At 41.7% G+C, this 13855-nt stretch carries 13 protein-coding genes; all 13 read right to left on the bottom strand.

All coding sequences use genetic code 11. The features are described 5' to 3' along the window. Window positions 1–60: 60 nt before the first annotated feature. Window positions 61–951, bottom strand: a complete 891-nt coding sequence (locus DXA60_RS03470) for a hypothetical protein (protein ID WP_117919566.1) — start codon at window positions 949–951, stop codon at window positions 61–63. Continuing rightward, the gene (locus DXA60_RS03465; protein WP_117919564.1) at window positions 948–1376 is read right to left on the bottom strand and encodes an N-acetyltransferase; all 429 of its coding nucleotides are present in this window, start codon (window positions 1374–1376) and stop codon (window positions 948–950) included. Before DXA60_RS03465 ends, DXA60_RS03470 begins: the two co-directional genes overlap by 4 nt. A 207-nt stretch (window positions 1377–1583) precedes the next feature. After that, window positions 1584–1856 (bottom strand): PDDEXK nuclease domain-containing protein, encoded by a 273-nt coding sequence (locus DXA60_RS03460; RefSeq protein WP_330418369.1) that lies wholly within the window; start codon window positions 1854–1856, stop codon window positions 1584–1586. A gap of 166 nt (window positions 1857–2022) precedes the next feature. Then, window positions 2023–2823, bottom strand: coding sequence for a CPBP family intramembrane glutamic endopeptidase (locus DXA60_RS03455; protein WP_117919562.1), 801 nt, complete (start codon window positions 2821–2823; stop codon window positions 2023–2025). Next, complete coding sequence (locus tag DXA60_RS03450; RefSeq protein WP_117919560.1) at window positions 2820–5069, bottom strand: DNA gyrase/topoisomerase IV subunit A; 2250 nt, start codon at window positions 5067–5069, stop codon at window positions 2820–2822. Before DXA60_RS03450 ends, DXA60_RS03455 begins: the two co-directional genes overlap by 4 nt. Window positions 5070–5133: 64 nt before the next feature. Beyond that, the gene (locus DXA60_RS03445) at window positions 5134–7056 is read right to left on the bottom strand and encodes a DNA gyrase/topoisomerase IV subunit B (protein ID WP_117919558.1); all 1923 of its coding nucleotides are present in this window, start codon (window positions 7054–7056) and stop codon (window positions 5134–5136) included. 69 nt (window positions 7057–7125) lie between these two features. Next, window positions 7126–8220, bottom strand: a complete 1095-nt coding sequence (locus DXA60_RS03440; RefSeq protein WP_117919556.1) for a PucR family transcriptional regulator — start codon at window positions 8218–8220, stop codon at window positions 7126–7128. 145 nt (window positions 8221–8365) lie between these two features. Continuing rightward, entirely contained in the window at window positions 8366–9478 is a 1113-nt protein-coding gene (locus DXA60_RS03435; RefSeq protein ID WP_117919554.1) for an ABC transporter ATP-binding protein, read from the bottom strand. Window positions 9479–9724: 246 nt separating this feature from the next. Further along, on the bottom strand, window positions 9725–10429 hold the full coding sequence (locus tag DXA60_RS03430) for an SDR family oxidoreductase (RefSeq protein ID WP_117919552.1): 705 nt from the start codon (window positions 10427–10429) through the stop codon (window positions 9725–9727). Between the two features lie 12 nt (window positions 10430–10441). Beyond that, entirely contained in the window at window positions 10442–11476 is a 1035-nt protein-coding gene (locus DXA60_RS03425) for an SPL family radical SAM protein (protein ID WP_199536181.1), read from the bottom strand. Continuing rightward, window positions 11448–12374, bottom strand: a complete 927-nt coding sequence (locus tag DXA60_RS03420; protein WP_117919548.1) for a hypothetical protein — start codon at window positions 12372–12374, stop codon at window positions 11448–11450. The genes DXA60_RS03425 and DXA60_RS03420 overlap by 29 nt, the downstream gene beginning before the upstream one ends. Before the next feature lie 3 nt (window positions 12375–12377). Further along, complete coding sequence (locus tag DXA60_RS03415; RefSeq protein ID WP_117919546.1) at window positions 12378–12818, bottom strand: dUTP diphosphatase; 441 nt, start codon at window positions 12816–12818, stop codon at window positions 12378–12380. 12 nt (window positions 12819–12830) lie between these two features. Beyond that, a complete protein-coding gene (locus tag DXA60_RS03410) occupies window positions 12831–13844 on the bottom strand; it encodes an NAD(P)H-dependent glycerol-3-phosphate dehydrogenase (RefSeq protein ID WP_117919544.1) in 1014 nt (337 codons plus the stop codon). Window positions 13845–13855 lie beyond the last annotated feature (11 nt).

The following is a 13855-nucleotide window of genomic DNA, read 5'->3' as shown; positions in this document are numbered from 1 at the left end:
TAACTTCCGGCAAAATGATCCGGATAAACGTCAGACGGATATCCAGTTTCTGAGCATGCATCATGTTTCCTGTTTCATTTCTCCTGTTTTGTTTTTATTTTTCTGGGCGTTTCCCTCCAGTGTTTTTTCCTCACAACCGTACAGGGCACCATTATCAATGTCAAGTGACAGAAGAAGCATAGAATCTTTCAGGTAGTGTGTCATTTTTTCCTGCAAAAGTGGGACAACGTCTTCCCTGTGTGTACATTCGTTCCAGTCCGGATGTTCGTCCTTGTCAACTGCAAATTCAACACCATAGGTGTCATCGATCACAATTCCCTTTTCATCATCCACATAAAAGGCTGCGAAATCATATTGGGCAGTCCCTTGCATTTCATAGGTTGTGCTTATCAAAAGATAGTCCAGACCATCCTTTTTCGAAAGACATATCGTTCCATTTCCTGCATGCGACAGGTGAAAGTTTCTGCTGATAAATCTCGGATAACTTTCATATTCTCTATCTTTTGTTCCGCGATAGACTTTCACATAACATCCATATGAACTGTTACTTACAACATCATCTACTGTTGCATCCGGCTCATCGCCATATCCGACTACTGAAACCAGATCTGCGATTCCATCGTGTGTGATGTCTGCAGTCGTTTCAAATACAGGCACCTCATAGGCATCCTTCCCCGGATAATCTGAATTATAATAGTTTCCCTCTTCCCCTAACTGACCGATATCGCTGTATGTGGAATAGACATATTCCTGATTCTCCACGACATATTTTTCTGTCTGTGCATCAGGAGCATTTTCTGTTTTCTTCGCGTCTTCTGCTTCTTTCTCATTTTCTTCCAATACTGACGTGTTTGAAGCAGCAGAATTTTCTATTGTTTTTTTACTGCATCCAGCAAAACACTCACTTGCAAATACAACAGTAATCATCGCCATGACTAATTTATTTTTCATTTTCCCCACCTCATAACATACTCTTTTTCGTTTGTATCTTCATCTGTTTCTTCCGCCTGTATCCGGAAATTCTCCCTCTGATAAAAGCGAATTGCACGGACATTCTTTTCGTATACACATAAACGCAATTCGGTTTTTCTGCTTTTTACATAATCCAGCAGACATTTTCCAATTCCCCTCGATTGTGCAGATTCTTTCACAAACAATCCCTCGATATAGCAATCATTTATTCCGATAAAACCATCTATCTGACCATTTTTTTCCTCTTCATATACATATACTTCTGCTTCCGGCAGAATCTGTTTTACCATTTCATACTTGCTGGTCCAATATGCCTTCTCTATAAAACTATGTGCCTTAATGTTTGTCTCAAGCCATATCTGCATAACATCAGATATATCCTTTTCTTCCATTTTTCTTATCATAGCTTACTCCCTATTTACTTTTGTCTTTACGCACTGCACAGATATCTTTTTATCCGCTCTCACAAAAAGTTAATTTTCAGAATCATTTACATATGAAACATTGATCTGTATCAGTTGTTCAACCTCTTCTTCATCATATGTTTTTCTAGCAAAAAATGGGACTCATTGGCTGCTCATTTAGCGTCCGTGTCCCATTTTTTTCTCTTACTATTTATTTTCCTGTTTATGCCACTCATTCAAAACCGCCTCCACCTGTGCGATCAACTGCTCCTTATCGGGAATATAGGAAACATAGCGCGAAGCAAAAATATTATTAGACAGACCGCCTAGTGCATATTCTGCTGCTATACTGTCCTTGTCCGTACAAAGAATAATGCCAATCGGTGGATTATCATGTTCGTCATTTATTTCTGCGGCATAATAATTCAGATACATATTGAGCTGTCCAGCAGCTTCTGGTGTCAGTTTGGTAGTTTTCAATTCCTTTTTCTGCGAGAGCAAGCACTGTTTTTTTGTTTGTTTTTCCCTCTGATAATAACAGCCTTTCATAGAGAGACGTGGAAATCTGCCGCTTTAATTCCCGTATCGACCACCCGGAGTTGATAGCTTCCTTTTCCATATTAGTAAATATCCGCGCACTTTTTCTTCAGTCTCTCTCATCAAATCCCACATTCTTCTTCCACCTCCAGAATCCAACGATTACAACACCAGCCACAACAAGCATCACTATCGTAAAGCCAATCCCTTTCGCATCCGCCGCATAGCCAAAGGACAGCCATCCCGTCTCTGCACGCACAACTGCCACGGTATTCGCTGCGATATGTCCTAATACCGGTACATAGAAAAATCCTGTCTTTTCATACAAAAACGCCAGCAGACATCCTAACACTGCCGCATATAAAAACTGTACCAGATTCACATGCACCAGTCCAAAGATCAGTGCAGAACAAATGACTGCAGGATACACACCAATCATAAGTTTTAATCTCTGATAAACCACTCCACGGAACAATAATTCTTCTGCAATCGGGATCAGAAGACAAGAACCAAGGAACTCGTAAACTGCTGTTCCCGCAAAAAATGCCTGATTTGCAGTCTGGAATCCTTCAGATGCCTGGATGAGCGGTGTCATTGCAATAATATTGTTGACTGCAATTCCAAGTGCAGTTACAGATACAACCGTCACTGCAATATTTATAAACTGTTCCCTGCCCATATTAAACTTTCTTTTTCCATAAACGGTATCACGTACGTTCTGGTCTGCCATATAAAATTTTAATATAACCGGGATCGTAACCGCCGCACATACAAGCTGACGCAGCATATACGTCTCATTCGCAGTACCAAGAAGCATCTCCAGTGCAAAATAGCAGAGACTCGATACTACATAATAAAGTCCGATCGGATAAATGATCTGCCAGATCTGGTAACCTTTTGTCTGTTTCATCGTTTGGTTCCCTTCGTGTCACGTCCTGCAGTACGCAGGCGGTTTAATGCTACCTCTTTGCCTTTTACCTCAACATTGACCGAATCTTCTGCATTCAGCAGATAAATGGCAGTAAGTGCATCCCCTGCACCTAATTTCATGCCACGCACTCCGACCGCTCCCTTTTTCTTTTCCGGGATACTTGAAATATCAATTCTGAGGAAAAAGTCTTTTTCAGACTGCATCACAAGTGTTTCTTCCAGTGTAAGCGCCTGTACAAAGATCAGCTCATCACCTTCGTTTAACTTTGTCGCGGCTGTGGTACGTTTTGCTACATCAAATTCACTTCCATCCACAACTTTTAACATTGCAGATTTTGTTCCAAAAAGAACCTGTGACCGGCTGATTGCAGCAAGATTTGTGATATAGACAAAATTTTCCTCGCTGCTGTTATAATTACTTAAGTTATCGATCGGCGTTCCCTTGTCACGGAATTTACCATAAGGAAGATCTAATACCTTTAACAGATGCATCTGTCCCTTATTTGTAAAAATGCAGATTTTATCCGTATTTTTGCAGGTTAAGATATAGCGGTTTTCCGTATTCGCTGCCTCTTTATTTCTCTCATAAGTTGCAACATCCACAGTTTTTGCATATCCAAAACGATCCATCAGGAATACAACATCCATTTCCTCGATCTTCTTCTCTTCAACAACCGCTTCCTCCAGGTTATCGATCACCGTTTTTCTTGGTTTTTCATACTCTTTCTTAAAATTCTCTAACTCTTTGATGATAACTTTTGCCATAGCTGCACGGCTGCCTAAAATATCCTCATATTTTGCAATATTTTTCAGCGTCTCGTCATGGTCTTTTAAAAGTGCTTCCAGTTCAAGTCCGATCAATTTCTGCAGGCGCATCTCAAGGATCGCTGTAGTCTGTCTTTCTGTAAAACGGAGTTTTGCCGCCTCACGCTTCGACTGTTCGGATTTGAAATTGATGTTATCCGTGATGCCATCCGTCAGACATGCTCTTGCATCCTTTACATTTTTACTTCCACGCAGGATCTCAATGATCAGATCAATGACATCGATTGCCTTGATAAGACCTTCCTGAATCTCCTTTTTATCACGTTCTTTTGCAAGAAGTGTCTGATACTTGCGTGTTGCAAGTTCATACTGGAAATTCACATGGTGACGGATGATCGGAACGATTCCCATGGTTTCCGGTTTGCCATCCGCTACTGCTAACATATTGACGCCAAATGTATCTTCCAGTTTCGTTTTCTTATAGAGAAGATTCTTTAAATTCTCGATATCCGCACCTTTTTTTAATTCCAGAACAATACGGATTCCTTCTTTCGAAGACTGGTTTGTAATATCAACGATATCAGAGGTTTTCTTTGTCTCAACCAGATTATAGATATCATTTAAAAACTTTCCGATATTCGCACCGATCATGGTATATGGAATCTCGGTGATGACAAGACGGTCTTTTCCGCCTTTTCCCTTTTCCACTTCTACCTTGCCACGGATCTTGATCTTGCCCATACCAGTTGAATAAACAGCCATCAGCTCGTCCTTATTTGCAACGATACCGCCTGTTGGGAAATCCGGTCCCGGTATATACTGCATCATCTGCTCTGTGTTGATATCCGGATCTTTCATATATGCGATCACACCGTCAATGACCTCGCCAAAATTATGTGGCGGAATGCTTGTCGTCATACCGACAGCGATTCCCTCTGCTCCATTCAAAAGCAGATTTGGCACTTTTACAGGAAGTACTTCCGGCTCTTTTTCTGTCTCATCAAAGTTCGGGACAAAATTCACTACATCTTTGTCTAAATCTGCCAGATATGCTTCCTGTGTGATCTTCTGTAAACGTGCCTCGGTATAACGCATTGCAGCGGCACCATCACCTTCGATAGAACCAAAATTACCATGCCCGTCCACAAGCGGCAGACCTTTTTTAAAATCCTGTGCCATTACAACAAGTGCATCATAAATAGAGCTGTCACCGTGCGGATGATATTTACCCATCGTATCACCAACAATACGCGCACATTTACGGTACGGCTTGTCGTAACGGATGCCCAGTTCATACATATCGTAAAGTGTTCTTCTCTGCACCGGCTTCAAGCCGTCCCTCACATCCGGCAGCGCACGCGCAATGATAACACTCATGGCATAATCAATATAAGATTTCTGCATCAGTTCCGAGTATTCTGTGCGGATAATCTGTTCTTCCTGATTCATATCATACTCCATTCTGTCATAATAAGTTTTCGGCTGCTATCCACATTTATCAAATGAACGGCAGTCATTCACCTTGTCAGATATCAAGTGCTGCGTCCTGCGCGTGTTCGTAAATAAACATCTTGCGCGGCGGCACATCATTTCCCATCAAAAGTTCCGTGATATCAGATGCCATACGTCCATCTTCGATCTCGATACGTTTTAAGATCCTCGTTTCCGGATTTAATGTCGTCTCCCAGAGCTGTTCTGCATCCATCTCACCAAGACCTTTATAGCGCTGAAGCGTAAAATTACTCTTATGATTTCTGCGGTAACGCTCTAAGGCAGCATCATCATAGAGGTATTCCTCCTCACCTTTTGCAGGGATTGCTTTGTATAACGGCGGCATCGCCACATAAACATGTCCCTCATAGATCAGTTCCGGCATAAAACGGTAAAACAGTGTCAGAAGCAGCGTAGAAATATGCGCTCCATCCACATCGGCATCCGCCATAATGATGATCTTATCGTAACGCAGCTTTGTGATATCAAAATCATTGCCGTAGCCTTCGGAAAAACCACAGCCAAACGCATTGATCATCGTTTTGATCTCCGCATTTGCAAGCACCTTGTCAATACTTGCCTTCTCTACATTTAAAATCTTACCACGGATCGGTAAGATTGCCTGGAAATTACGGTCACGCGCTGTCTTTGCAGATCCTCCTGCAGAATCTCCCTCGACAATAAAGATCTCACAGATCGACGCATCCCTGCTCTCACAGTTGGCAAGTTTTCCGTTGGAGTCAAAAGAAAACTTCTGTTTTGTCAGAAGATTTGTCTTTGCACGCTCCTCCGTCTTACGGATCTTCGCAGCTTTCTCCGCGCAGGAGATCACAGTCTTTAATACCTCTAAATTCTTATCAAAATAAAGCTGTATCTCATCACCGGTCACTTTTGCCGTGACACGCGACGCATCCTGATTATCCAGTTTTGTCTTGGTCTGTCCTTCAAAACGTGGGTCCGGATGTTTGATGGAAACGATCGCCGTCATACCGTTACGGACATCTGCTCCGGTAAAATTAGAATCCTTTTCTTTTAAAATCCCAAGTTCCCTCGCATAGGAATTGATGACAGTGGTAAATACCGTTTTAAATCCGGTAATATGCGTACCACCTTCTGCATTAAAAATATTGTTACAGAATCCCAGAATATTCTCATGGAACTCATTTGTATACTGAAATGCAGCCTCAACTGTGATTCCATCCTGCTCACCTTTAAAATAGACCACATCGTGAAGTACCTCATTGTTTTTATTCAGATCTTTGACAAAACCAATGATTCCTTCCTCCTCATGATATACGATATGCTCCACTTCCGGCCCGCGTTTATCCTCATAAATGATCGTCAGTGCCGGATTTAAGTATGCTGTTTCATGCATACGGCTCTTTACTTCATCTTCTTTAAATCTTGTCTTTTCAAAAATCTCCGGATCTGGGAGAAAGTTGACTTTTGTGCCTGTTTTTTTCGTTTTTCCAATGGTCGGAAGTAACCCGTTTTCCAATTCGACCACCGGAATACCACGCTCATAACCATCATGATGGATATAGCCATCTCTGCTGATCCAGACATCCATATGTGTCGATAATGCATTTACAACCGAAGAACCGACTCCATGCAGACCACCGCTGGTCTTATAAGCGGAATCATCAAACTTTCCTCCTGCATGCAGTGTCGTATAAACTATACGGGCAGCCGAAACTCCCTTTGCATGCATGCCGACCGGAACACCTCGTCCATTATCCTCCACGGTACAGGAACCATCCGCTTCTAACGTTACATAAATCGTATCGCAGGCTCCCGCAAGATGTTCATCCACCGCATTGTCCACGATCTCGTAGATCAGGTGATTTAAACCTTTCCGTGAAACACTGCCGATATACATTCCCGGTCTTTTTCTTACCGCCTCAAGCCCTTCAAGAACAGAAATACTGCTCTCGTCATAGCCGCCTGTCTTTGCCATTTCTTTCTTCCCTTTCCTGCTAAATCTATTCCTTATTTACCAGATAACCTTTGTATCTGCGTCAAATTTCTATCTCTGATCCGTATCCTGACGTTTCGCATACTGCATATGTGAAATAACCATCAGTGCAAGTTTGAATGTCATCGCATCATCAAATTTACGGATATCAAGTCCAATGATCTTTTCTAACCGCTCCAGACGATACACTAAAGTATTTCTGTGTACATAAAGCTGTCTGGCTGTCTCTGATATATTAAGGTTGTTTTCAAAGAATTTCTGTATCGTTGTTGTTGTCTCTTCATTAAAGATATCCGGTATCTCATCACCGAACACCTCATGAATAAACATTTCACACAGACTCATTGGAAGCTGGTAGATCAGACGTCCGATGCCAAGATAACGATATGCGATCGTCTCCTTTTCCGCATAGAAAATCTTCCCGACCTCAAGCGCCATCTTTGCCTCCTGATAGGATTTTGCAATATCCGGCAGATTATTCACCTGATTACCGTAACCGACTCTTACACGCACCATCGCCTCCGTGTGCATATTATCCACGATCATATCGGCTAACTTCTGTAATTCATCTTCACTTTTGATGTCACGTACATCTTTGATCAGCACAATACTCTGCTCGTCCACTTCTGTCACATAATCGCGCATTTTGGTTGCAAAGAGATTTTTTACAAGTTCCACTGCTGTGGAATCTTTTTTATCTTCCAGATCGATCACATAAACCACACGTTCCGCCTGCTCAATATGAAGTTTCTGTGCCTTATTATACATATCTACGACTAACATATTGCCAAGCAGGATATTCTGCATGAAATTGTTCCGGTCAAACTGTTCCATATATGCCGCCGCAAGATTCCTGATCTGGCAGACTGCTAAACGCCCTACCATATAAGCATCCTCTGCCTGCGACTTTGTCAGCAGAATATATTCCACCTCGTCATCCACGATAACTTTAAAAAAGTGATATCCTGAGAGCATCTGGCTCTCTGCCATGGAATCTGCAAAAGACGTGATCGCATCTTCTAAATCCTCCTCCGGCTCAAAGGTTGCCGCAACCGGTTTTCCTTTATCTGTATAAAGTGCAAGATCAATTCTCGATATATCTTTTATCTCATCAAGTGCTGTCTGTATTTTATGGTTTGAAATCATAATCTGTTTCCTTTCCGATATCTCCCCTTCGTCTGGTTTACATTCATCATCTGCTTTACAATTTCAGCCTCACTGACGAACAAAAACTGGGTACATCACTGTACCCAGTTTTATTTTAAATGATGTTCTGTTTAATTTTACCGAATTAGTTGGTAATTGTCAATTCTGTTTCTTTGTCGAAAACATGAATCTTCTCAGGATCAATAGCAAGTTTGATGTGATCTCCCATACGTGCTGTTGTTCTTGAATCAACTTTTGCAGTCATGCTTGTGCCTGCTGCTTTGAAGTATAATAATACCTCAGAACCTAATAACTCGTATCCTGTTACATCAGCCTCGAATGCACAGTCTTTGTGTGCTTCGATCTCGATCTCGGAATCACCGATATCCTCTGGTCTGATACCCATAACAACAGTCTTTCCGTTGCATCCTGCATCTGCAAGTTTCTTTGCTTTTGCTGGTGGTAATACGATTGTTGTGTTATCAAATGTAAGAGATACTTTGTCTCCCTCTACTTTACATTTTGTATCGATGAAGTTCATCTGCGGAGAACCAATGAATCCAGCAACGAATAAGTTATTCGGCTCATTGTATAATTTCTGCGGAGAATCAACCTGCATGATAACACCATCTTTTAATACAACGATTCTGGTACCAAGTGTCATAGCCTCGGTCTGATCATGTGTTACATAGATGATAGTTGCTTTTAATCTGTTATGTAAGGAAGCGATCTCAGAACGCATCTGTACACGAAGTTTTGCATCCAGGTTGGATAACGGCTCATCCATAAGGAATACCTTAGGATTACGAACGATAGCACGTCCCATAGCAACACGCTGTCTCTGTCCACCGGATAAAGCCTTTGGCTTACGGTCTAATAATTTCTCAAGGTCAAGGATCTTAGCTGCTTCCTCAACTTTTCTCTTGATCTCATCCTTCGGAACTTTTCTTAATTTTAATCCGAATGCCATATTATCAAAAACTGTCATATGAGGATACAGAGCGTAGTTCTGGAATACCATTGCGATATCTCTGTCTTTTGGCTCAACATCGTTCATGAGCTTTCCGTCGATATAGAACTCACCAGAGGAGATTTCCTCAAGTCCGGCGATCATACGAAGTGTAGTAGATTTACCACATCCGGATGGTCCTACGAAAATGATGAATTCCTGATCTTCTACTTCAAGGTTGAAATCCTTAACAGCTTCAAAACCGTTAGGATAAACTTTGCAAATGTTTTTTAATGATAAACTTGCCATTGGTCTAAATACCTCCTGATATTTGTGTTTCGTTATTTGATAAATATACTATACAAAAAAGATGCAAAAAGCGCCATATGTCTCCTACACAAAGAATTTTTGTTTTTCTTGTAGGATGTCACAGTGCTCTGTGCATCTTTTTCCTTTTTTCGTCAAACTGACGGCTTTTTTATCAAAAACTGTACAGATTGACGGATACAGATGTTCTTCTTTTTTATAAAAAGTTTATTTTATGATCAGGCATAATCATTTTTTACGGATTCTGTGAAGCTGCGGCCTTAATACAAGTTCCGGAATTACGATTCCCTCCCGCTGCTTTAGCACATATTCCACTGCCTCTGCCACTTCTTCCGGGGTGAGATAAGATGCTTTTTCTTCTCCAACTGTAAAATCCGCATTCCGGTACAGATTTGTTTCAGTCATATCCGGGTATATCGCAGTCACTTTAACCCCATATTTTCTTGCCTCTTCAAATAAACTTGCAGAAAATGCTGCAAGTCCTGCCTTAGTTGCAGCATAAGCACATCCATGCGGACTTGGCTGTTTTGCCGTAACAGACGATATATTGATGATATAACCGTTATTTTTCTTCAGTGTCCGTAAAAGCTGCTGTGTAAGGATCAATGGTACTTCTAAGTTCACGCGGACCATTTCCTGTATCTTCTTTGGATTCAGTTCTTCATGAAGTCCATAGTAAGCTGCCCCTGCATTATTGACAAGGATTTTTACTGTGTGTTCCGATGTGATCTGTTTTACGATGGCACACAGTTTGTCCGTGTCAGTCAGATCACAGATGATTTGATGGAATACACCCACATTTTGTTCTGTTTCCACTTTTGAATCAAACCTGCGCCCGATACCAAATACATCATATCCCAGCGCACATAATTTTTCACTGACAGCGCATCCGATACCGGATGAAGCGCCTGTTACAATAGCTGTCTGTATCATACTATTCCTTTCTCACGACTCCCACCGGAAAATCTTATCTTCCGGCACATATTGCAGAAGTTTACCGGTCAGATAGTGTTCCATCTGTTCTGTCAGCTCTTTTCCATAATGATACACACCGCTATCATTCTGAAATGGAAACTGTACCACCGCAGAATAAGGTTCGCTTTTTCTCATTTTTTTCAAATAATCCTGTGATACACGGAAAGAACCGACACTGACATCAAAGATCTGATCCATCGGTACTTCTTTTGCAACAAGTTTTATCATTTCATCATACTCCTGCTGCCAGTCTGGACAGTATATCATCGGATCAAAACACAGACGCACCGGAAAGCCTTTCTGAACCGCCCCTGTTACACAGGAAATACGCTGTTTTAACGATGGCGTATTATGCTCATACTGTTCTGTAACACGCTGTGGTGACAATGTAAACGCATAAATAATATTTTCATCCGGAATAAGGCTTTCAAAAGATTTTTCATTCGCTGATTTCGTGCGGATTTCAATTTTAAGCGGATTCGGTGATCTTTTGTTTTCTTCCAGTACAAAATGTTCCCATTCCCTGACGTAACCGGTCACGGAATCGAACGCTAAAAGATCCGTATCATAGGACACACACAGATATACCGGATGCTCTGACAGCATCTGATGTAGTTCTTTAAAAATATCTTCTATATTAACAAAAATTACAATATTAGCCGAAGGGTACATTCCTTTTAAGTAGCAGTATTCACAATCGTAAATACAGTTCATCATGCAGGAAGTATAATAAAACCAGGTATTCCCAAAATTCTGGCACACCGGGGCGCCCTGATAGATCAGACTGCCTGTCTTTTTCGCCAGGATCAGGTTCTGCGCATGGTGCTGTTCCTCATAATCCTGTCTGCGTCTGCAGAATATATCTTTATAATGTCTGATATATACAACTTCTGCATTTTCAAACCGTGCGAGGATCTTCTTTACCCGCGGATGATCTGCTATTTCTTCTTCCACATAAATATGAGAAAAAAACGGATTATAATAATTTTCGTCCAAGCTCTTCAAAACAGCGTTTCCCCTCTCTTTTATCCCTGCAGGGCAATTTCCCGCTCTGATACATTTCGCTGATAACCCCCTGATAATCAATCCCCGCAAGTGAAGCATATTTTAACTGCTGTTCCACCGAAGCACGCATCACTGCCGAGCAGTGCATATCGGTGCTTAACCGCTGCGCAAATTCTGATACTTCGCTGGCTTTTTTTTCATACTGTGATCTTTTCATTTCGCCAATCTTTACCAGTTCATCCAGATAATGACTGATTTTTGCAACTACACCTTCAACACTTTGTCTTAGCACTTCTGCTGACATATTCTGTACATTTCCATCATCTGTCACAATTTTCAGGAATGACATCTGATGCGGTCCAAAAAAATATGCCCCGGACTGATACACGGCTGATGCTTCCATATCATACAAAAAACTGTCTGATACGCTGTTTTTTGCAGATGTTTCATATTTTTTTATGAATTTCATCCTGTCTTTGACGCAGTAGGCCACTGCTCCTGTTATAATCTCTGCTTCTGTAAAAGGATGTCTGTACAAAATATCCGGATAAAACGTTCGTCCCGTCACATGTTCTGTAATCTTTTTACACAGATATATCTTTTTTTTAGATTGATATCCACTATCATCGGGTACATATACTCCATGTTCTCCACAGGATATCCACGCACAGGTTCCGATATTTACCAGAAAATCCTCCGGTTGTGGAGTTCTCTTTGTGCAGATTCGCATCACCGCAGCCGCTGCCGCATTCATTCCACATCCTGTTACTGTGAGCAGAATATTTTCTTCCTCATCAAAAAAGACAGGGAAACAAGTTTCATCTGTCTTTTTTTTCAGTCCATATTCACGAATCAATGGTTCTGCCTCATGGTACAAGGCACAAAATATATATATCATCTTTTACGCTCTTCCGGTACTGCCGATACCACCACGATTTTCATTGCCTAATGTATCCGTCTCTTCAAAATGAATAACCGGCTGGTGTTTCTGGATACGGAACTGGCAGATGCGGTCATTGACATTGATCTCTGTATCACGCATTGCAAGTGCCGGCATCATCCACACATCATCATCTCCGCAATAACTTTCATCCACGACACCCATATGGTTCGTCTGAATGATTCCAAAATTCTTATAGGTAGAACTTCTCGGTACGATGACCGCCTCATATCCTGCCGGAAGCTGCATGGATACTCCAAGTTTTATCAGCTTAAATTCGCCTTTTTTTAATACAACATGCTCTGCTGACCGAAGATCGATCCAGTCACTTTTTCCGTCAATATAAGTAAGTTTTTCTATCTCATCTGAATGATATTTAATCCTGATTGTCTGCTGTTCCATTTTTACTCCTGTCTATTCTGCCCACTCTAAACTGCTGTGTTCTTCCCTGCGGTCACGCAGCATCAGCTCGCGCACTGCATCTTTTGCCGTTTTATCGTCAAACAGAACATGATTGATCTCCTCAATGATCGGCATATCTACTTCGTATTTTCTTGCAAGCGCAATGGCTGCTTTCGCAGAGTAAACACCCTCAACAACCATCTTTACTTCATCCATCGCCTGCTTCATCGTGTAACCCTGTCCCATCAGCATACCGGCTTTACGGTTTCTTGAATGTTTACTCTCACAGGTTACAATCAGATCACCGATGCCGGTAAGTCCGTTTAACGTCTCAGCATTTGCCCCCATCTTAATTGCAAGTCTGCTGATTTCAAAAATACCGCGTGTGATCAAAGCTGCCTTGGTATTGTCTCCATATCCAAGTCCATCTGCCATTCCTGCTGCAAGCGCGATCACATTTTTCAAAGATCCGCCAAGCTCCATTCCAAGGACATCCGGGCTTGTGTATACACGGAATACTTCGTTCATAAAGATATCCTGCACACCCTCAGCCACAGATTTTTTTCTTGCACCGGCAACCACCGTGGTAGGAAGTCCGATTCCGACCTCCTCAGCATGGCTTGGTCCACACATTACTGCTACATCTGCGGCAGGAATCTCCTGCTCTACAATATCAGAAAGTGTCATAAGCGTGTCTTCCTCAATCCCTTTTGCCACACAGACGATCACCTGTCCCTTTTTCACGAAAGGAGTCATAGATTTCGCTGTGCTTCTTGTAAAAACAGAAGGTACTGCAAGGATCAGATAATCTTTTCCTTCGATCGCTTCTTTTAAATCTGTTGTAAACGTAATATCTTCCGGCAATTTTACTCCCGGAAGTTTATCCACATGCTCATGTTTTTCACGGAGCATCTGTATCTCCTGCTCCACGATTGACCAGACTGTCACATCATTGCCATTTGTATGTAATACCAGAGAAAGTGCTGTACCCCAGCTTCCTGCACCAATAACCGCTGTCTTTGACATGCCGATTCCTC

Origin of the sequence: Roseburia sp. OF03-24 (assembly GCF_003463035.1) — a bacterium.
Classification (GTDB): domain Bacteria; phylum Bacillota; class Clostridia; order Lachnospirales; family Lachnospiraceae; genus Roseburia; species Roseburia rectibacter.
The sequence above is the reverse complement of the archived record's forward strand: the minus strand, read 5'-3'. Positions and strand labels throughout refer to the sequence as shown.

Excerpts from the sequence above, each read along its gene's own strand:
- DXA60_RS03470 (WP_117919566.1), bottom strand. The coding sequence starts at position 951 with ATGAAAAATAAATTAGTCATGGCGATGATTACTGTTGTATTTGCAAGT.
- DXA60_RS03465 (WP_117919564.1), bottom strand. The coding sequence starts at position 1,376 with ATGATAAGAAAAATGGAAGAAAAGGATATATCTGATGTTATGCAGATA.
- DXA60_RS03455 (WP_117919562.1), bottom strand. The coding sequence starts at position 2,823 with ATGAAACAGACAAAAGGTTACCAGATCTGGCAGATCATTTATCCGATC.
- DXA60_RS03450 (WP_117919560.1), bottom strand. The coding sequence starts at position 5,069 with ATGGAGTATGATATGAATCAGGAAGAACAGATTATCCGCACAGAATAC.
- DXA60_RS03445 (WP_117919558.1), bottom strand. The coding sequence starts at position 7,056 with ATGGCAAAGACAGGCGGCTATGACGAGAGCAGTATTTCTGTTCTTGAA.
- DXA60_RS03440 (WP_117919556.1), bottom strand. The coding sequence starts at position 8,220 with ATGATTTCAAACCATAAAATACAGACAGCACTTGATGAGATAAAAGAT.
- DXA60_RS03435 (WP_117919554.1), bottom strand. The coding sequence starts at position 9,478 with ATGGCAAGTTTATCATTAAAAAACATTTGCAAAGTTTATCCTAACGGT.
- DXA60_RS03430 (WP_117919552.1), bottom strand. The coding sequence starts at position 10,429 with ATGATACAGACAGCTATTGTAACAGGCGCTTCATCCGGTATCGGATGC.
- DXA60_RS03420 (WP_117919548.1), bottom strand. The coding sequence starts at position 12,374 with ATGATATATATATTTTGTGCCTTGTACCATGAGGCAGAACCATTGATT.
- DXA60_RS03415 (WP_117919546.1), bottom strand. The coding sequence starts at position 12,818 with ATGGAACAGCAGACAATCAGGATTAAATATCATTCAGATGAGATAGAA.
- DXA60_RS03410 (WP_117919544.1), bottom strand. The coding sequence starts at position 13,844 with ATGTCAAAGACAGCGGTTATTGGTGCAGGAAGCTGGGGTACAGCACTT.